Source organism: Lachnospira multipara ATCC 19207 (assembly GCF_000424105.1).
GTDB lineage: Bacteria > Bacillota > Clostridia > Lachnospirales > Lachnospiraceae > Lachnospira > Lachnospira multipara.
Map to the genome: position 1 here is coordinate 1 of NZ_AUJG01000018.1, position 20,050 is coordinate 20,050.

Genomic DNA, 20,050 nt, shown 5'->3' on the forward strand with positions numbered 1-20,050 from the left:
AAGAAATTCTTGTAGGCTTTCTGTAAATTCATTTGTACATTGGCAAGAGCTAGACTGTCTACTTCCCTAAGATAATGGTAATCGTTTTTATATTTAGCAGGTGTCACAGTGGGGAATTTGCCCGTAGCTTTGTAGCCGTCAATCTTATCAGAAAGCATAAGATTCCAGACCTTACGACAACAGCCGAAGGTCTTAGCAAACATAACTTCTTGTTCAGTTGTAGGATATACTCTGTACTTAATTGCCTTATTTGCCATCTTTCTTTCCTTATGCTTGAATGTATTGTTTAATAATATCTACAGTAACACCGTCTGAGTAATACGATAGATTTATACTTATATTATACAATCAAATTACAAAATAGTCAAACAAATGTTCTTATAGTAATTATATGTAACAAAAAATGCCGTGTTATTCGCAATTCATCCCACCACCTACACTTCGTTTAGAGGTGGGGGATTTCTTGCTCACGGCATGTTAAACTAGATTTTTAATGATAAAAAAAGGACCTAAGAGACGGATAAACTGTCCCTTAGGCCCTTGCGTACCAACTATATTAATAACTAATCCCTAGTTATATCTTTAATTTAAAACCTTATTAGTCTTCCTGTCCGTAAAGAGCAACAAGCTTCTGAAGATGCTTAAATCTATCATTAGCTGCCTTCTCTGAATCAGCGAAGAGCTTCTCAGCTCTTTCTGGGAATGGCTTAATAAGTCTTGTATAACGAGCTTCATTGTTAAGGAATTCCTGATAAGATCCATCACCTTCCTTAGATGTAAGTGTGAATGGATTCTTACCTTCAGCCTTATTAGCTGGGTTGAATGAGAAGAGGTTCCAGTAACCAGACTTAACAGCCTTCTTCATTTCATCCTGGCAGTGGTTCATACCACCCTTAGCGATACCGTGAAGTTCGCAAGGAGCATAACCAATGATAAGTGATGGACCTGGATAAGCCTCAGCCTCAGCAATTGCCTTAACAGCCTGAGCTGGGTTTGCACCAAGAGCGATCTGTGCTACGTAAACGTAACCATAGCTCATAGCGATTTCAGCTAATGACTTCTTACCGATTTCCTTACCTGCTGCAGCGAACTGACAAACTTCACCGATGTTAGAAGCCTTAGATGCCTGTCCACCTGTATTAGAGTACATTTCTGTATCGAATACCATAACGTTAACGTTCTCGCCAGATGCAAGTACATGATCAAGACCACCGAAACCGATATCGTAAGCCCAACCATCACCACCGAAGATCCATACAGACTTCTTAGCAAGGTAATCCTTCTTAGCAAGGATTTCTGGAGCGATTTCACAACCGTTAGCTGCTGCCTTCTCTAATTCAGCTACTAATGGAGCAACTGTATCAGAGTTCTTCTTTGTATCTTCCTTAGTGTCAAGGAAGTTCTTAGCTGCTGCCTTAAATTCAGCAGAAGCCTTATCAGATGCTGCCATCTCTTCGATCTTAGCAATAGCCTGATCTCTTAATACCTTCTGACCTAAGTACATACCGAAACCGTGCTCAGCGTTATCTTCAAATAATGAGTTAGCCCAAGCTGGTCCCTTTAATGAATCCTTATTAACTGTATATGGTGATGTAGCAGCTGGACCACCCCAAATTGAAGAACAACCTGTTGCGTTAGAGATGTACATATGCTCACCAAATAACTGTGTAATTAATCTAGCATAAGATGTTTCTGCACAACCTGCACATGAACCTGAGAATTCAAGTAATGGCTGGTTATACTGAGAACCGATTGGTGTTGTATCTGTAAATACTGGCTTGATTTCCTTCTTACCAACATTTTCAACTAAGTAATTGAATACTGGCTGCTCTGCTGCCTGTGATTCCTGTGGAACCATCTTTAATGCACCCTTAGCTGCTGCAGGACACACAGTAACACACTCACCACAACCCATACAGTCAAGTGGAGATACAGACATTGTAAACTTCATTGATGTATCTACTGCATGCTTAGAATCAGCTAACTTAATGTTTTCTGGAGCTGCTGAAACTTCAGCTGCATCTAAGATAAATGGTCTGATTGTAGCATGTGAACAAACAAATGCACAGCTATTACACTGAACACATGATGCTGGATCCCATTCAGGAACCATAACTGCTGTACCTCTCTTCTCGTACTGAGAAGCACCTGTTTCAAACTGACCATCAGCGCAATCCTTGAATGCAGATACTGGAAGACTATCACCATCCATTAATCCGATAGGATCAAGTAATTCGTTAACCATCTTAACTGTAGCAGGACGACCCTTACGATCGATAACCTTCTTTTCAGCTGTAGCATTTGCCCAATCAGCTGGAACTTCTACCTTATGAAGAGCGTCAACACCAGCATCAATAGCCTTGTAGTTCATTTCAACTACTGCGTCACCCTTCTTAGAGTAAGACTTCTTAGCAGCTTCCTTCATAAATGTGACTGCATCATCGATAGGCATTACGTTAGCAAGCTTGAAGAATGCTGACTGTAAGATTGTGTTAGTTCTCTTACCCATACCGATTTCGATAGCCTTATCGATAGCGTTGATTGTATATAACTGAATGTTATTCTTAGCAATATACTGTTTAGCTTCTGCAGGCATATGTTCATTTAATTCTTCGTCTGACCACTGGCAGTTAATCATAAAGATTCCACCTGGCTTAACGTCCTGAACCATCTTGTAACCCTTGATTACGTAAGATGGGTTATGACATGCAACGAAGTCAGCCTGGTTAATATAGTAAGGAGATCTAATTGGGTTATCACCAAATCTTAAGTGAGAAATTGTGATACCACCTGTCTTCTTTGAATCATACTGGAAGTATGCCTGAATATACTTATCTGTATGGTCACCGATGATCTTAGTAGAGTTCTTGTTAGCACCTACTGTACCATCACCACCAAGACCCCAGAACTTACATTCAACAGTACCCTTAGCAGCTGTAATAGGAGCTGGCTTAACTTCTGGAAGTGAAAGGTTAGTAACATCATCCACGATACCGATTGTAAATCTGTGCTTAGGCTGGTCATTCTCTAATTCCTTATATACAGCAAATACTGATGAAGGAGGAGTATCCTTTGAACCTAAACCGTAACGACCACCAACTAATGTGATGTCATTTAAGCCTGCTTCACGAAGTGTTGTAGCAACATCAAGGTAAAGTGGCTCACCAAGAGAACCTGGTTCCTTTGTTCTATCAAGAACAGCAATCTTCTTAACTGACTTAGGTAATACCTTAAGTAAGCCCTTTGAAGACCATGGACGATATAATCTAACCTTAACAAGGCCGACCTTCTCACCCTTAGCTGTTAAATAATCAATAACTTCTTCACATACGTCATTAATAGAACCCATAGCGATAATAACTCTATCTGCATCAGCTGCACCATAGTAGTTAAATAAGTCGTAGTTAGTACCTAACTTCTCGTTAACCTTAGCCATGTACTTCTCTACTACTGCTGGAAGTTCATCGTATGCTGTATTACATGCTTCTCTGTGCTGGAAGAATACATCACCATTTTCATGAGAACCACGCATTGCTGGATGTTCTGGGTTAAGAGCATGAGCTCTGAATTCCTCAACTGCATCCATTGGGCACATATCCTTAAGATCTTCGTAATCCCATTCTTCAATCTTCTGAATTTCATGAGAAGTTCTAAAACCATCGAAGAAGTTAAGGAAAGGCACCTTACCTTCTAATGCTGCACAGTGAGCTACTGGAGAAAGATCCATAACTTCCTGTGGGTTTGTTTCACAAAGCATTGCGAAACCTGTCTGACGACATGCGTATACATCACTATGATCACCAAAGATATTAAGTGACTGTGTAGCTACTGTACGAGCTGATACGTCGAATACACATGGTAACTGCTCACCAGCAATCTTGTACATATTAGGAATCATAAGTAAAAGACCCTGTGAAGCTGTAAATGTTGTTGTAAGTGCACCAGCAGCTAATGAACCGTGAACAGTACCAGCTGCACCAGCTTCTGACTGCATCTCAGAAACCTTAACTGTGTTTCCGAAAATGTTCTTTCTACCGGCTGCAGACCACTGATCCACTACATCAGCCATTGGGCTTGATGGTGTAATTGGATAGATACCAGCTACTTCTGTGTAGGCATATGCTACATGAGCTGCGGCTGTGTTACCATCCATAGAATGTTTAACTCTTGCCATTATATTTTCATCCTCCTTTTGATGCTTGACGTTATAGTACTACATAACGTCGACTATATAATATTTTATAGTTTTAGCACAAAAAAGTAAACAATTTAAGGGCAAGAATTAAATAAAATACATAAATTTTATCTATAAATTGTATACTTTTAATTTACTTAGTTAAATTTTTATCGTAATTTGATAATAATATAACCATATTAATAGTAAATAGACAAATATTTTAGTGTAACTATAGTTTTGGCATTGAAAAAAACATTGTGAAAAATATAATTTGTCATCCATTTTTTACAAAAGTTTACATTTCTTGAAAAAAAAGGACATTTTTTATTGACTTTTGGAATAATTGTACTATTATTAAAATAGATAGAAATATTTATGATAAAAAAAGTCAGTTTGTTCAATATTTAAAGGAGGGAAATATGAGCACTACTAGCAACATGATTCAGCCTTATTTTGACTTAGACACAAGTGCATTTAAGGTAACAACAACTACTCTTTACACACCATCTCGTATGATGATTTACGAGCTGGACGCTAAAAGACCAACCTCTCTTAATTTAAGAGTTGTACCATCACCATATATCGATTGGATTATTGGTTATAATGATGATAATGAAAATGCAACGTTTTATTGCATTGGTCTTCAATCAGAGTACAAAGAAATAAAGCTTAAGGCTTACAAACATTTCTTTGGTGTACGTTTCGATGAAAAGGGGGCATATTTTGGAAAGGGCGTTGATGCAGAATCTTATCCTGTATTACTTAAAGATACAGTTTCAGACTACGCACCAGAAAAGGATTCTTTTGAGAAAATATTAATCGACAACCTAAAGTCTAGCCAGTCTTCAAAGGAAAGAGTTAAGGCCTTTACAAATTACTTATCAAAGAGTAAGACTTTCGTTCCTATCTCGCCAATCGTTAATGATATCGTAGATGATATTAACGCAAGCAAGGGAACACTTCCTATTCTTTCATTAGCAGACAAATATGGTTACTCATCAAGACATATTACAAGAATTTTCTTCTTAACATATGGCCTTACACCAAAGGAATATGCAAAATTAATTCGCTTCCAGTGTGTTGTTAAGGAAATGATTAAATATCCAAACCTTGAAATTGGAAAGATAATAAATGGCTACGGCTATTCTGATCAGGCTCACTTCCATAGGGATTTTAAGAAAATGATGCAGAATACACCAAGAGCATTTGAGCTTCTCTGCAGGGAGAAGGAAGGAAAGTAGATTGCTAACGGCGTAGTGAATACTAGAAAAAAGACACGATACTTTGTATCGTGTCTTTTTTACTACCAACGCCATTATGACATTCTTTGAGGGGCTTAATCTTAAGCTGCAACGCCCCATCTGCATTACCTAACCTATTATAAAATCCGCCATCACACTATTACTTATATCCACCCCACTTCTTGTGAGCTTCATCCTATCACCTTCAATCACAAGCAAACCTTTTTCCACGTTGCTTGCAATTTCTTTTTCATATTGTTTATTTATGTCTTCTCCGAAGCGCTCTTTATAGTCCTCTAGAGAGATGCCATCCGTTTTTCTAAGTCCTAAAAATACAAATTCTTCCTTAGCATCATTGATGTCCAATTTTTCCACATTTTCTCTAATGGAATCTAACTTCATGTCCTTTTTATTCAATGCGTCCATGTAAGCATTTATATCTCTAGTATTTGAGTATCTTGTTTCATTTACAAAGCTTGCAGCGCCAATACCAAAACCTAAATACGCTTCTCTATTCCAGTACTTCAGATTGTGAATGCACTCATAGCCCTTCTTTGCATAATTTGAAATCTCGTACTGTCTAAGCTTCGCCTTAGTTATCTGAGCTCTACCAAGCTCATACATATCTCTATCATCCTCGTCAGATGGGATACTTGGGTAATTGTTTATATTTTCAAAAAGCTTAGTACCCTCTTCAAGGATAAGTCCGTAAGCGGAGATGTGCTCAGGTTTAAAGGCAAGCACAGTCTTTAAGGTCTTTTCTAGACTTTCTTTAGTCTGCCCTGGAAGGCCTGTCATAATATCGATATTGATATTGTTAAAACCGTAGTTTCTAGCGAGTCTAAAGCTATCTCTAAACTCTTCAAAGCTATGTATTCTACCAAGCATCTTAAGCTCGTCGTTGTTTACCGACTGCAAGCCAAAGCTTATTCTATTAATTCCAGCATTTCTATAAATATAGGCCTTATCTTCATCAAGAGTTCCTGGATTGCACTCTAGACTCACCTCTGCGAATTCATTTATTTGAAAATGTGTTCTAAGGGCGTCCATGATTTCAACTATCAAGATTGGATCTAGGGTTGAAGGCGTTCCACCTCCAAAGAAAATGCTGTTGACATCCCTATCCTTAAAATCCTTTGAAGTCTTTTCAATCTCTTTAATGAGTGCGTGAACATAGCTATATTTTGTTTCTTCATTTGCTGGTGCAGATAAAAAATCACAATAAATACATTTCTGCACACAAAAAGGGATATGTATATATATCCCTAATTGATTATTATTCTTCATCTAATTTTAGAACGCTCATAAACGCCTTTTGTGGAATGTCTACATTACCAATCTGGCGCATTCGCTTCTTTCCTTCTTTCTGCTTTTCAAGCAATTTCTTCTTTCTTGAGATATCACCACCGTAACACTTAGCAAGTACATCCTTACGAAGCGCCTTAACAGTTTCTCTTGCAATGACTTTGCTTCCAATTGCTGCCTGAATTGGAATTTCAAATTGCTGTCTTGGAATTTCAAGCTTAAGCTTTTCACACATCTTTCTTCCACGCTCTTCAGCACTGCCAGCAAATACAATAAATGAAAGGGCATCCACCTCTTCTTTGTTAATAAGAATATCAAGCTTAACAAGCTTAGATCTTACGTAACCCTTCATTTCATAGTCAAAAGAAGCATAACCTCTTGAACGAGACTTTAAGGCATCAAAGAAATCATAAATAATTTCGTTTAGTGGTAATTCATACTTAAGTAGAGCTCTTGTCTGCTCAATATATTCCATGCCAAGATAGATACCACGTCTCTCCTGACAAAGTTTCATAATAGGACCAACAAATTCTGTTGTTACCATGATTTCAGCATTAACAAATGGTTCTTCCATAAAGTCAATTTCTGAAGGATCTGGCATATTAGATGGATTAGTTAAATCAATAACCTCACCATTAGTTTTATGTACCTTATAAACTACGCCTGGTGCTGTAGTTACAAGGTCTAGATTATACTCTCTTTCAAGTCTTTCCTGAATGATTTCAAGATGTAATAAACCAAGGAAGCCACATCTAAAACCAAAGCCTAAGGCAATAGATGTTTCTGGTTCAAAGAAAAGTGAAGCATCATTAAGCTGTAGCTTTTCAAGGGCATCTCTTAAATCCTGGTACTTAGAACCATCTGCAGGATAAAGGCCACAATAAACCATTGGATTAACCTTCTTATAACCTGGAAGTGGCTCACTACAAGGTCTGTTAGCATCTGTTACTGTATCACCTACACGGGTATCAGATACATTTTTAATACTTGCAGTAATATAACCTACCATGCCGGCTGAAAGTTCATCACATGGAATAAATTGGCCTGCACCAAAATAACCAACCTCAACTACTTCTTCTGAAGCACCTGTGGCCATCATCTTAATCTTAGTGCCCTTCTTTACAGTTCCTTCCTTGACTCTTACAAATATAATTACACCCTTATAGGCATCATAAATCGAATCAAAAATCAAGGCCTGAAGTGGCGCCTTTCTATCTCCTGTTGGAGCTGGAATCTTAGTTACAATCTGCTCTAATACCTCTTCAATATTAATTCCGTTCTTAGCCGAAATAAGAGGAGCATCCTGTGCCTCAATTCCTATTACATCTTCAATTTCATCTATTACTCTTTGTGGCTCTGCACTTGGTAAATCTATCTTGTTAATTACTGGGAAAACATCTAGGTCATGATCTAAAGCTAAGTAAACATTAGCTAAAGTCTGAGCCTCAATACCCTGTGCCGCATCTACAATTAAGATAGCACCATCACAAGCAGCAAGAGCTCTTGAAACCTCGTAGTTAAAATCTACGTGACCTGGAGTATCAATTAAGTTGAAAATGTATTCTTCACCATCTTTTGCCTTATAAACAGTTCTTACTGTCTGGGCCTTAATTGTAATACCTCTTTCTCTTTCAAGATCCATATTATCAAGGACTTGTTCCTGCATTTCTCTACTAGTTAAAAGTCCTGTCTTCTCAATAATTCTGTCTGCTAATGTTGATTTACCGTGATCAATATGTGCGACTATGCAAAAGTTTCTAATATTTTCCTGTTTAATGCTAGCCATAAAAATTACATTCCTTTTCTATTAATTATACCTTTAGATTAATATCCTTGTGAAATAAGGTAAGAAGCGATTCCGTCTGCAATTGCCTGCGCTGTAGCATCTTCCTTAGTAGTAAACATTTCATTATCCTTTTCACTATCTAAAAATCCTAATAAAATGATACAGCTTGTGCTCTTAACCTGACTGTTAATTGCATAATCTGATTCGGAAGATTTCTCTGTTCCTGCCTTAATTCCTCTGCTAGTAAAACCTTCATTGGCTATTTCCTCAAGAATTGAGTTTGATAATTCAATAGCTTCAATTGGCTCACCAGAATAAATCCAGCTTTCCACGCCACTAGCCTTACCATTATAAACATTTCTTCCTAAAGAAACAACCACAGCAGCGTCACTTTCATTAGCTGTTGCTACTCTATCTGAGTCTGAGACAGTCTTATCACTATCTCTTGTAAGTACTACTGTAACGCCCTTTGCTTCAAGCTTTTCCTTTACTAGCTGGGCCATCTCTAAATTCTGATTCTTTAAAAGAGTGCCATCAAGAGAAGTACCACCATTAGATGAACCTCCAAGCTGAGGATCAACTACTACAGTGACTTCTTTAGTTATCTCAGTTCCTGTTGCAACCTCATCTGAGGCCACATCTCCTGAGCTAAAGGTTACATTCTTAAGCTCATCATTGGCATAAGATGAAATATTGCTGCCATAATCTAAATAAACCATAAGAACTAAAACAAGTAAAGAAATCAATGTTAATAGTCCAAAAATCTTGTCATAACGATAACTTTTCTGATTATCCTTCTGAGTTTTCTTCTGATCTTTCATAAAATATGTTCCTCCCGATAATTAGTATCTGATTAAAATATCCCTATCCTGACCCATAGAAATTTATTCATTTTTTCAAGTAAAAGTTGCTAGTTCAATTTTCTATCATTTTTTTAATTTTGTCAATTATAGAGAAGAAAAAAATCCGGACGGAGAATGAATCCGTCCGGATTAAATAATCTAAATTTAATTACTTCTTGCTCTTCTGTAAGAATGTAGGAATTGTAATTCCTCTTTCTTTAACATTACTTGTAACAGGCTCTGGCTGCTTGAGACCAGGAAGTGGTGTCTCAGTAACTTGAGCGCTTGGCTGTGGAGCTGTACTTGCTCCGTTATAAGTATATGTTGGTTTAACTACAGTCTTAGCTGGTGTTGTTGCCTTAGCTGAAAAACCTGCTAATGCAAGGTTAACATTACGATCTTCAAGACCTGTTGCAATAACAGTAATTGTTGCCTTGTCTGTTGCTGTTTCATCAACCATAGCACCAAAGATAATGTTAGCATTATCACCTGCAAGTTCCTGAACGTATCTTGCAGCTTCATCAGCTTCCATAAGACCTACATCACCTGAAATATTAATAATAACATGTGATGCGCCTTCAATTGTTGTTTCAAGAAGTGGACTTGATACGGCCTGCTTAACAGCTTCAATAGCCTTATCATCACCTGTTCCTGTACCAATACCGATATGGGCAATACCCTTATCTGTCATAACAGTTCTAACATCGGCAAAGTCAAGGTTAATAAGACCTGGAACATTAATAAGGTCTGTAATTCCCTGTACTGCCTGCTGTAAAACTTCGTCGGCCTTCTTTAAAGCATCTGGCATTGATGTTCTTCTGTCAATAATCTGAAGAAGTCTGTCATTAGGAACAATAATTAATGTATCAACATTCTCCTTAAGCTTTTCAATACCTAAATTGGCATTGTTCATACGAGTTCTACCTTCAAAAGCGAAAGGCTTAGTTACTACACCGACTGTAAGGATACCCATATCCTTAGCAACCTTAGCAACTACTGGGGCTGCGCCTGTACCAGTTCCGCCACCCATACCGCATGTAACAAATACCATATCTGCGCCCTTAAGGAGCTGAGTAATATCTTCAATATTCTCTTCTGCGGCTTTTTCTCCGATTTCAGGAACTGCACCAGCTCCTAAACCTTTAGTAAGTTTCTCTCCAATTTGGATTGCAGATGGAGCCTTACATGACTGAAGTGCTTGTCCATCTGTATTGATAGCTACAAATTCCACCCCGCTGATATTTTCATCTATCATTCTGTTAACAGCATTGTTGCCTGATCCGCCGACTCCTACTACTATAATCTTTGCAGAGCCTTCTGCGTCATTAGTCATAATTTCTAACAAAGTTGTTGCCTCCTTCTACTCCCTTAAAAATCACTATAAAATATAATATCGTTTTTCAAATAAAATATCAACCGTTTTAGTTGTCTTTCTTAAAAATAATTGAGGACTGACTGCCGTCAAACTCGTCTAAATACAGGGTTCCTGACAATCCGTTCAATTTTGAGTACAATTGTTTTAATTCAAATAATCTCTCGCTATAATCGTCTGTATTTCCCATTGCTACTTTAACACTTCCAACGTAAACATAGATATTACCTTCACTATCAAAGAAGATAGAATCTACATCTAAATCATACTTATCAAAACCTTGGGCAAGCTCTAATATCTTATCAAATATTGACTCGTCCGCCACTTCGATTTTCTTATTAAGTACAATTGAGGAATACTCTAAACCTTGAACTTCCGGTACCGAGTCAATTAACTCAGTGGAGCTTTCAACCACAATACCGTCTTTATCAAAATACATATAGCTGCCCATATATTTCACATATCCTATTATAGGTTTTTCGTATACCGTAACGTAAAATTTATTAGGCCATTTAATCTCAACATCATATTTTTGGATAAAGGGAATTTCAATATTCGTATTTCCAAATAAAAAATATATTAGTGAATTAGGTGTCTTTCCTTCAAATAAGAAGTCTGACATCTCCTCATCACTGTAATGAGTATTACCTTCATACTCAATTACATCAACTCTAAAAACTACATAAGCACTAAAGCCTACAATAAAGATAATTAAGAAGGAAATTAAAAGTGCTAATGGAAATGTAACTCTTTTCGTATTAGTCCTTCTCTTCCTACTTGCTTTAGACTTGTTTGCATTAGCTTTAGCTTTGGCATCTGATGCTCTATCTAGTTCATCGATGTCATCATAAAAATCATACCCTTCTAACTCTTCTTTTTTTCGCTTACTCATTTAACTCATCCTTAATTTGGCTACTGACATTAAACACCACACCCATTTCAAGCAATAAGATAAGCAGCGCCGTACCACCTTTACTAATAAATGGCAATGTAACACCTGTATTAGGAATGGTATCTGTTACTACAGCGATATTAACTAAAACTTGAAGTGCAATATGTGAAAATACACCGGCACAAAGCAAGGCTCCCTGCATATCAGGCGCATTTCTTGCAACATGGGCTATTCTCCATAATAAAACGCCAAAAGCTATTAAAACGCATAAAGCCCCAAACAAGCCAAGCTCCTCACAAATAATTGTAAAGATCATATCATTATAGGCTTCTGGTAACTTTAGCTTAACAACACTTTTACCTAGTCCCTTACCAAAAAGTCCTCCAGAACCTATGGCATAAAGACCATGTATCGTTTGGTAAGCCTCGCCATCTGCATAATCTTCTGGATGCAGCCAAGCTAAGATTCTTGTTGATCTAAAGCCGTCTCCTTTTTGAATTGCAGATAGAATTGCTGAAAATGCTACGCTAATAAAGGCTGTAGCACCAGCAAACATGGCAATATATGGTTTATAACCTGGATAAGCAACAAATGTAATTAAAAAGGCCATTCCTAAAATAATAATGGCACTACTTAGGTTGTTAGATATAAAATACAGCATTGCCGCTGGAACTACTCCATACCATGCTATCAACCAAACAACCACTCTAAAATATTTCATCTTTTCTCCAAGACTTGATATTCTACAGGCAAGCGCAGCAATTATTCCTACTTTAACAAATTCAACTGGCATGAAATTAAATCCGCCAATTACAATCCATCTTGTGGCACCATTATAGTTTTTACCAAGTGGCGTTAAAAGTAATAATACAAGTATTAATGAAAATATATATAGCCCTCTAGCTACATACTTGTTGGTTAGTATATGATAGTCCAAAACTCTTGCTACTATCATCATCATAAGCAAGCCAAACACTGCAAAAATTACCTGACTTTTTAAAACGCCTTTTAAGGAATCAGTTGTGGTAGATGAACTACTATAAACCATTACAAGGCCTATACCAATTAGAATAATCATAATTAACATTAAAGAGTAATCTAGATAAAAGCCTGTGCTTCTTGATAAACTCTTTCTAAAGCTAAATTTCTTTCTATGAGCTTTCATGTAATTATTCTTATTCTTTTTAGCTCTTCTATTTACACTTCTTTTACTTATCTTTTTGTTTTGTGTGTTTTGTTTAATCGTCGACCTTTGTCTTCTTTGATTGGTTTCCATAAACTCTCCACGCATTAATAAGCATTTCTTTAAGCTAACTTATTAACTAAGTCCTTAAAGATTTCTCCCCTTTGCTCATAGTTGTCAAACATTCCCCAGCTAGCACACGCAGGAGATAGTAAGACTGCTTCTCCCTCCTTTGCATTCTTTGCACAAATATCTACAACTTCCTCCATAGAATTTGCAAAAATGTAATTTGTAAATCCTAACTTCTTAGCTGTATCAGCAATCTTTTGACTTGTCTGACCAAGTAAAACCATAAGTCTTACCTTATCACCAAAGGCATTGATATATTCATCAAATTCTGAACCCTTATCATAGCCTCCTGCAATAAGAATTGTTGGCTTAACCATAGCCTCAATAGCCTTAATTGCTGCATCTGGATTAGTGCCCTTAGAATCATTATAGTAGTCAACTCCAGACTTAGTTGCTACAAATTCAATTCTATGTTCAACAGCTCTAAAGTTCTTAACTTCTCTGATAATTACCTCATCAGGAATGCCCATGGCCTTTGTCATAGCAATGGCTGCGCATACATTTTCATAATTATGAACTCCTAAAAGCTTCATATCATGAACGTTTAAGAACTCTTTATCATTAACGCCGTCTGTATAACGGATTGTATCTCCATCAACATAAGCGCCAACTTCAACTTTTCTCTTAGATGAGAAGTAAACCACGCTTGCGCTACATTTCTTCGCAAAATCCTGTAACCACTCATCTTCTAAATTAAGTACACATACATCATCTTTAGTCTGCTTAAGTGCCACTCTTTCCTTAGTTTCGGCATAGCATTCCATTGTATGATGTCTGTTTAAATGATCTGGAGTGATATTAAGAATTGCTGATACCTTAGGGTGGAACTCATTAGTTGTCTCTAATTGGAAACTACTAATTTCTGCCACTGTAACAGAATCCTTGCTAGTATTAAATACCTCTCCTGTATAGGAATTGCCTATATTACCTACAACAAATGTCTTCTCATTATAGGCTTTTATAATCTGACCTACAAGGGCTGTTGTTGTAGTCTTACCGTTAGTACCTGTAATTGCTACAATACTACCCTTATCGTAGTTATAAGCTAATTCAATTTCGCCCCAAACTAAAACGCCTGCTTCCTTAAATCTTAAAACAAGTGGGCTATCAATTGGCACACCAGGGCTAATTACAAGTAAATCCACCTTGCTAATTAACTCATCACTACACTCGCCAATGACAATTTCTGCCTTATTAGACTTAAGCTTAGCCTCTACGTCAGCTTTTTTAAGCTTCTCATTGCCATCGTAGAGAATTACGTCTGCGCCTACTTTATTTAAAAGGTCAACTGCACCAATACCACTAATTCCAGTGCCAACTACCATTACTTTCTTTCCTTTAAGTTCCATAACTTCCTCCCAAAAAATCTTAGTTTTGTGATGTATCTGGTACATCAACTGTCAATTCATCTTCGCTATTAGATGTATCTACATCTGTTGCTGTAAGGTCTTCATAGATTCCTAAATATGGTAATAAATCCTCTAGGATATCATGACTTAATTGCAATACATCTGCTGAAGAACCAGAACTACCTGTTGTACCATCAGGCTCATCAATAATTACATAAATTGCAATTTCTGGGTCGTCTGCTGGAACGTGTCCAATAAAGGAAATGAGCCATTTTCTCTCATCTCTGTTTACCTTTTGGGCAGTACCTGTCTTACCTGCTACAGAATATCCTGTAACTGCTACTTTTTTCGCTGTACCTTCTTCAACGGTTGCAAGTAAGTACTGTCTTAGAAGCTTTGATGTATCCACTGTACATGTCTGCTTTACTAATACAGGATCAAAAGACTTTACTATATTACCAGAGCTATCCTCAATTTGCTTGACAATATGAGGCTGATAATAATTTCCGTCATTTATAATAGAACAATATGCTGATATCATTTGAATCATATTAACGTTGATATTTTGTCCAAAGGAGTTAGTCGCAGCATCTATAACTGTCATAGAATCTGCAGAATATGTAATACCGCTAGTCTCACCTGGTAGGTCGATTCCTGTAAGGGAACCAAAACCAAACATAGTTACATACTGAGCAAATTTTGTTGTTCCTAACTTAATTGCTAAATTTATCATGTATGGATTACATGATTCCATAAGCGCTTGTTCTAGAGTAATAACTCCATGTCCACCCAAAGAATATGCGTGACACTTAATTGTCCAATTACTTACCACTTCAGCACCAGTACAATTATAAGTATCTCCATCCTTTACAACTCCTTCATCAAGGGCTGATGCCTCTGTCACAGGCTTAAATACAGAACCCGGCTCGTAACTTTCTGAAACACAGAAGTTAGTCCAAAGCTCATATAGAGCATTTGTCTTATCCTCATCTGACATAGCTGCTAGCTCTTCCTCAGTGTAAACACCAGAAAGATCTCTTGGATTATTCAAATCAAAGGTTGGATAACTTGCCATTGCTAAAATCTCTCCTGTATCAGGGTCCATAGCAACAACTGCTGTATTCTTTGATGGGCTTTCTTGATTATATGCTATAATATGATCTTCAATTATTTTTTGAATATTATAATCAATAGTTGTTACCACATTATAGCCATCTGTTACTTCCTTAGTTGTGTTAGTAATCTCAAGTCCATCATTAACATAACTATAGGAAAGGCCATTAACACCTGTTAAATAGTCATTATATTGTAATTCAAGACCTAACTCGCCGCCGTTATTCTGACTATAAAAGCCTACCACATCGGCTGCTAAATTATTATTAGGATACTTTCTTACATAAGTTTCTTCAAACCAAACATCTACAACTGTTGTATCAACTTTATTGCCTTTAGAATCTGTGGTGCTCATAAGGGCTTTAAAGCTTTCCATATCTTCTTCTGATATTTCCTTTACTAGCTTTAAATATCTGCTGGTTTGATTATCGTAAATCTTAGCAACTAGCTCTGCTCTATCAAGACCAAAGCTATTACAAAGGGCTGTGATTGTGTCATCTGTTAGATTATCTTCACTTTCCTCATCGTCGCTTAGTAGTTGTGCCACATCTAGGATTACGTTGTACATTTTCTCACTGTAAGCAAGAATTGTACCATCACTGGTTTTGATCTGACCTCTCTTTGCAAGCACAGTATCATTAGTCTGGGTCTGTTCGTTTAAAACACTTTGTGTATACTCATCACCACGGTTATATACTATATAAAAAATTCTGCCACCTAAACCCGCAAGTAGTAATGCTACAATAACTAACATAACCTGTATCTTCTTACCAGTTTTTTTAAGAAGCATCCTTTTCTTTTTTAATTTTCTCTCTTTGATCTTCTCGTAATCAGCCATTAGTTTTTACTCCATCCAGGCTAGTTATCAGCCTTATAATTATACACACTTGCCCCTTCATATTCTAGTTTTGTTTTAGAATATTCCTTCTCATTACACTAAACACTAAATACTAATTATTAACACAAAATGCTGGCTTAAATAAAAGCCAGCATTATTATCTATTCTTGACCAGGTACATCCTTATACTGCTTAACGTATTCGCTCTCACCTGACTCATAAAGAATAACTTGACTTGAATCTGGATAAACCATACCTAATTCATTAACTGCAGTATTGTAAATTGCTTCATAATCAATACTTGCATCTAACTTAGCATCTAGTTCATCATTATCAGATTTAAGTTCTTGATATTCTGTCTTTAAATCATCTAGCTTCGTTTGATTAGCTTTATATTCTGATTGAAGACTTACTAGCTGATAGCAAACAGCAACGCTAATCGCAACTGCCAATGTCATCATTCCCATGAATATCATGTTGATTTTATTGGCTTGTCTTTGATTCTTCTGGCGTCTTAGTCGCTCTCTACGCTCTTCGCTAGTTTCCACATGACGCTTTCTTACTCGTTCTTGTGGTTTTGGCGCTAATTCCCTAGCAGCACTACCAGACACATAAGTCGCTCTTCTAGCACTTTTATAATGTCTTTTTTTGCTATTTCTTGCCATTCATGTCTCCTCCTTTGCTTGTTTTACTTCTCCTACTCCTATCTCTTCTCAAAGACTCTTAACTTAGCCGACTTTGATCTTGAGTTCTCCTCTAACTCCTTATCAGAAGGTAAGATTGGCTTTCTTGAAATCACCTTACCCTTTGATTTCTTGCCACATACACACACTGGAAATTCCGGTGGGCAAGTACATGGGTTCTCTGCTGTTTTAAATTTAACCTTAACGATTCTATCCTCAAGTGAATGGAAAGTAATAATACATAATCTTCCACCTGGATTTAATCTATCAATAAGGTCGTCTATTGAATTTTCTAGAACATCTAGTTCCTTATTAAGTTCGATTCTAATTGCCTGATAAGTTCTCTTTGATGGATGACCACCTGTAGCTCTTACCTTTGCAGGAATTGCTGCCTTTATAATGTCATTTAATTCAAATGTTGTCTCAATCGGCTTTTCCTGTCTTGCATTAACAATGTGCTTTGCAATATTCTTAGCAAATCTATCTTCACCATAATCTCTAATGATTCTATAAAGATCTGATTCGCTATAGTCATTAACAATATCCCTTGCAGTCATCAACTGTCTGTTATCCATTCTCATATCAAGGGCTGTGTCAACATTATATGTAAAGCCTCTTTCTACTGTATCTAATTGATATGAAGATACTCCTAAATCAAGTACCACTCCATCAATCTTATCAATATTTAAATCATCTAATACCTTTTTAAAATTCACGTAATTATCTCTAACAATAGTTACTCTATCTTTAAAAGGTTCTAGTCTCTTACTTGCGGCCTCGATAGCATTTTCATCCTGGTCAATTCCAATAAGTCTGCCATTAGGACCTAACTTACTAGCAATAACGCTTGAATGACCTGCGCCGCCTAAAGTACCGTCTACATAGATTCCGTCTGGCTTTATATTTAAATTTTCAATTGTCTCTTCTAATAAAACTGAATAATGCTTAAATTCCATAACGAAATCTCCTTAATCTAAATTGTGAAGCCAAATTCCAACATGCTTTCTGCCACATTCTCGATGTTCTCAAAGCTTTCGGCATTAACTTCGTTGTACTTCTTGGCACTCCAAATTTCCACCTTATTACCAACGCCTAATGAAACCACGTCTTTTTCAAGTCCTGCGTGAGTTCTTAAAGTCTGTGTAATAGGAATTCGTCCCTGTTTGTCCACTTCTACTTCACTTGCTCCACCAATAAAGAATCGAGTAAGTGAACGTGCTCTTGCATCGTTTAGAGGTAACTTTGCAATTCTTTCTTTCAAGGCTTCCCACTCATCGTTGGAATATGCATAAATACATCCATCGAATCCCCTTGTTATTGTAAATGTATCTCCTAATCCTTCACGGAGTTTTGCTGGAACGATAAGTCTGCCCTTGGTATCAATTGTATGTGTATATTCACCTTGTAGCATAACCGTTCCCCCTTCCATTTAGATTAAGAATCATACTTGCATTGGGATAACAAATGTATTAAAGCCCGTTATTTAAGTAATCTGTGGGATTTTTTAAATCCACCACATTTCACCACTTATTATCACATTACCTCCACTTTCATCCCTATTGTAACCCTAATAGGAATAAAAAGCAAGTCTAAATCCTTTAGAATTCCGCTAATTACGGGACTTTGCACATATTGGGGGAAAGGTGGTGAATTATCCCATATAATGTGCTTTTGTGGGGATTTTTTTCTATAAATATAGTTATTAAACGCCAAATTTATAAAAATAATTTCCCATTATTAGTGAATTTATGATAAAATATTCCTTGCGTTTACAAGGATTTATTAAACGTCAATCAATTAATTTCAAATTAAAATATTTTTATCCACTTAAAGGTGGCATGGAGGTTATAATGAAACTAGGAATCGTAGGTTTACCTAATGTTGGTAAGTCAACTTTATTTAATTCCCTTACTAAGGCAGGGGCACTTGCAGCAAACTATCCTTTTGCTACAATCGATCCTAATGTTGGTGTTGTTACTGTACCTGATGACAGACTTGATAAGCTTGCAGCACTTTATAATTCAGCAAAGATTACACCTGCTGTAATCGAATTCGTAGATATTGCAGGTCTTGTAAAGGGTGCTTCTAAAGGAGAAGGCTTAGGAAACCAGTTCCTTGCTAATATCAGAGAAGTAGATGCTATTGTACATGTTGTTAGATGTTTTGAAGACTCTAATATCGTTCACGTAGATGGTTCAATTGATCCTGTAAGAGATATTGAAACAATCAACTTAGAATTAATTTTTGCTGATCTTGAAGTTTTAGAGAGACGACTTGCTAAGCAAAAGAGAGGCGCATATAACAATAAAGACTTAGCTCGTGAAGTTGAATTCATCGAAAGACTTATTAAGCACTTAGAGGATGGCAATTTAGCAGCTAGCTTCGAACTTGAAGGCGAAGAAGAAGAAGCCTTTATTAAAGAATACAACCTTTTAACAGCTAAGCCAGTTATCTTTGCTGCTAACGTAGCTGAAGATGATTTAGGAAATGATGGTGCAGGTAACGCTAATGTTGCTAAGGTTAAGGAATATGCAGCAGCTAATAACTCAGAAGTATTTGTTATTTGTGCTCAGATTGAACAGGAAATTTCAGAACTTGATGATGATGAGAAGAAGGAATTCCTTGATGACTTAGGTCTTGAATCATCAGGTCTTGATAAGTTAATTGCAGCAAGCTATAAGTTACTTGGTCTTATTAGTTACTTAACAGCTGGTGAGACAGAAACTCGTGCTTGGACAATCACTAAGGGAACTAAGGCTCCTGGTGCTGCTGGTAAGATTCACTCTGACTTTGAAAGAGGATTCATTAAGGCAGAAGTTGTTTACTATCAGGATTTACTTGACTGCGGTTCTTATAACGCAGCTAAGGAAAAGGGTCTTGTTCGTATGGAAGGTAAGGAATACGTGGTTAAGGATGGCGATGTAATCCTCTTTAGATTTAACGTATAAGATATATATATACTTAAAAGGACGATATCAATTTGATATCGTCCTTATTTTTATGCTTTTTGAACGCAGTGTAAGCAATCCCCCGCTTCAAAAGCGTAAGCTTTAAGCGGGGGTATAAAGCTTACTAGTGTCAGAAGGGGTTAAAGCCCCTTCTGACAGATGGCACAAAGTGCCACTGCGTTCATGAGGAAG

General features: G+C 36.9%; 15 protein-coding genes. 2 read left to right on the plus strand and 13 right to left on the minus strand.

Annotated elements, in window-relative coordinates:
- Both G600_RS0111825 and nifJ read right to left on the minus strand, forming a co-directional pair.
- The coding region (locus G600_RS0111825) for a helix-turn-helix domain-containing protein (RefSeq protein ID WP_027432098.1) at positions 1-257 on the minus strand (257 nt) is incomplete at its 3' end.
- Positions 258-598: 341 nt separating this feature from the next.
- Positions 599-4,174 carry a pyruvate:ferredoxin (flavodoxin) oxidoreductase gene (gene nifJ, locus G600_RS0111830; RefSeq protein ID WP_027432099.1) on the minus strand — a complete coding sequence of 1,192 codons (3,576 nt, stop codon included), beginning with the start codon at positions 4,172-4,174 and terminating at the stop codon, positions 599-601.
- Positions 4,175-4,596: 422 nt separating this feature from the next.
- Between nifJ and G600_RS0111835 the strand changes: the two genes are divergently transcribed.
- Positions 4,597-5,418 carry a helix-turn-helix domain-containing protein gene (locus tag G600_RS0111835; RefSeq protein ID WP_027432100.1) on the plus strand — a complete coding sequence of 274 codons (822 nt, stop codon included), beginning with the start codon at positions 4,597-4,599 and terminating at the stop codon, positions 5,416-5,418.
- A gap of 129 nt (positions 5,419-5,547) precedes the next feature.
- Here G600_RS0111835 and hemW read toward each other — a convergent pair whose 3' ends face one another.
- From hemW to mraZ, 11 genes are all read right to left on the minus strand, one after another.
- Complete coding sequence (gene hemW, locus G600_RS0111840; protein ID WP_027432101.1) at positions 5,548-6,705, minus strand: radical SAM family heme chaperone HemW; 1,158 nt, start codon at positions 6,703-6,705, stop codon at positions 5,548-5,550.
- Entirely contained in the window at positions 6,695-8,509 is a 1,815-nt protein-coding gene (lepA, locus tag G600_RS0111845; RefSeq protein WP_027432102.1) for a translation elongation factor 4, read from the minus strand. The genes hemW and lepA overlap by 11 nt, the downstream gene beginning before the upstream one ends.
- Positions 8,510-8,547: 38 nt before the next feature.
- Positions 8,548-9,330 carry an N-acetylmuramoyl-L-alanine amidase family protein gene (locus G600_RS0111850; RefSeq protein ID WP_027432103.1) on the minus strand — a complete coding sequence of 261 codons (783 nt, stop codon included), beginning with the start codon at positions 9,328-9,330 and terminating at the stop codon, positions 8,548-8,550.
- A gap of 190 nt (positions 9,331-9,520) precedes the next feature.
- Entirely contained in the window at positions 9,521-10,696 is a 1,176-nt protein-coding gene (gene ftsZ, locus G600_RS0111855; RefSeq protein ID WP_027432104.1) for a cell division protein FtsZ, read from the minus strand.
- Positions 10,697-10,772: 76 nt separating this feature from the next.
- The gene (locus G600_RS14580) at positions 10,773-11,615 is read right to left on the minus strand and encodes a cell division protein FtsQ/DivIB (RefSeq protein WP_051195507.1); all 843 of its coding nucleotides are present in this window, start codon (positions 11,613-11,615) and stop codon (positions 10,773-10,775) included.
- Entirely contained in the window at positions 11,608-12,891 is a 1,284-nt protein-coding gene (locus tag G600_RS0111865; RefSeq protein ID WP_242826385.1) for an FtsW/RodA/SpoVE family cell cycle protein, read from the minus strand. Before G600_RS0111865 ends, G600_RS14580 begins: the two co-directional genes overlap by 8 nt.
- A 29-nt stretch (positions 12,892-12,920) precedes the next feature.
- Complete coding sequence (gene murD / locus G600_RS0111870; RefSeq protein ID WP_027432106.1) at positions 12,921-14,276, minus strand: UDP-N-acetylmuramoyl-L-alanine--D-glutamate ligase; 1,356 nt, start codon at positions 14,274-14,276, stop codon at positions 12,921-12,923.
- 19 nt (positions 14,277-14,295) lie between these two features.
- A complete protein-coding gene (locus tag G600_RS0111875) occupies positions 14,296-16,227 on the minus strand; it encodes a peptidoglycan D,D-transpeptidase FtsI family protein (protein WP_027432107.1) in 1,932 nt (643 codons plus the stop codon).
- Between the two features lie 161 nt (positions 16,228-16,388).
- Positions 16,389-16,892: a septum formation initiator family protein gene (locus tag G600_RS0111880; protein ID WP_027432108.1), complete on the minus strand. Its 504-nt coding sequence runs from the start codon at positions 16,890-16,892 to the stop codon at positions 16,389-16,391.
- 38 nt (positions 16,893-16,930) lie between these two features.
- Positions 16,931-17,866 carry a 16S rRNA (cytosine(1402)-N(4))-methyltransferase RsmH gene (gene rsmH, locus G600_RS0111885; RefSeq protein WP_027432109.1) on the minus strand — a complete coding sequence of 312 codons (936 nt, stop codon included), beginning with the start codon at positions 17,864-17,866 and terminating at the stop codon, positions 16,931-16,933.
- A 17-nt stretch (positions 17,867-17,883) separates the two neighbouring features.
- Positions 17,884-18,321, minus strand: a complete 438-nt coding sequence (gene mraZ / locus G600_RS0111890; protein ID WP_027432110.1) for a division/cell wall cluster transcriptional repressor MraZ — start codon at positions 18,319-18,321, stop codon at positions 17,884-17,886.
- A 439-nt stretch (positions 18,322-18,760) separates the two neighbouring features.
- Between mraZ and ychF the strand changes: the two genes are divergently transcribed.
- On the plus strand, positions 18,761-19,858 hold the full coding sequence (ychF, locus tag G600_RS0111895) for a redox-regulated ATPase YchF (RefSeq protein ID WP_027432111.1): 1,098 nt from the start codon (positions 18,761-18,763) through the stop codon (positions 19,856-19,858).
- The last annotated feature ends 192 nt before the right edge of the window (positions 19,859-20,050 follow it).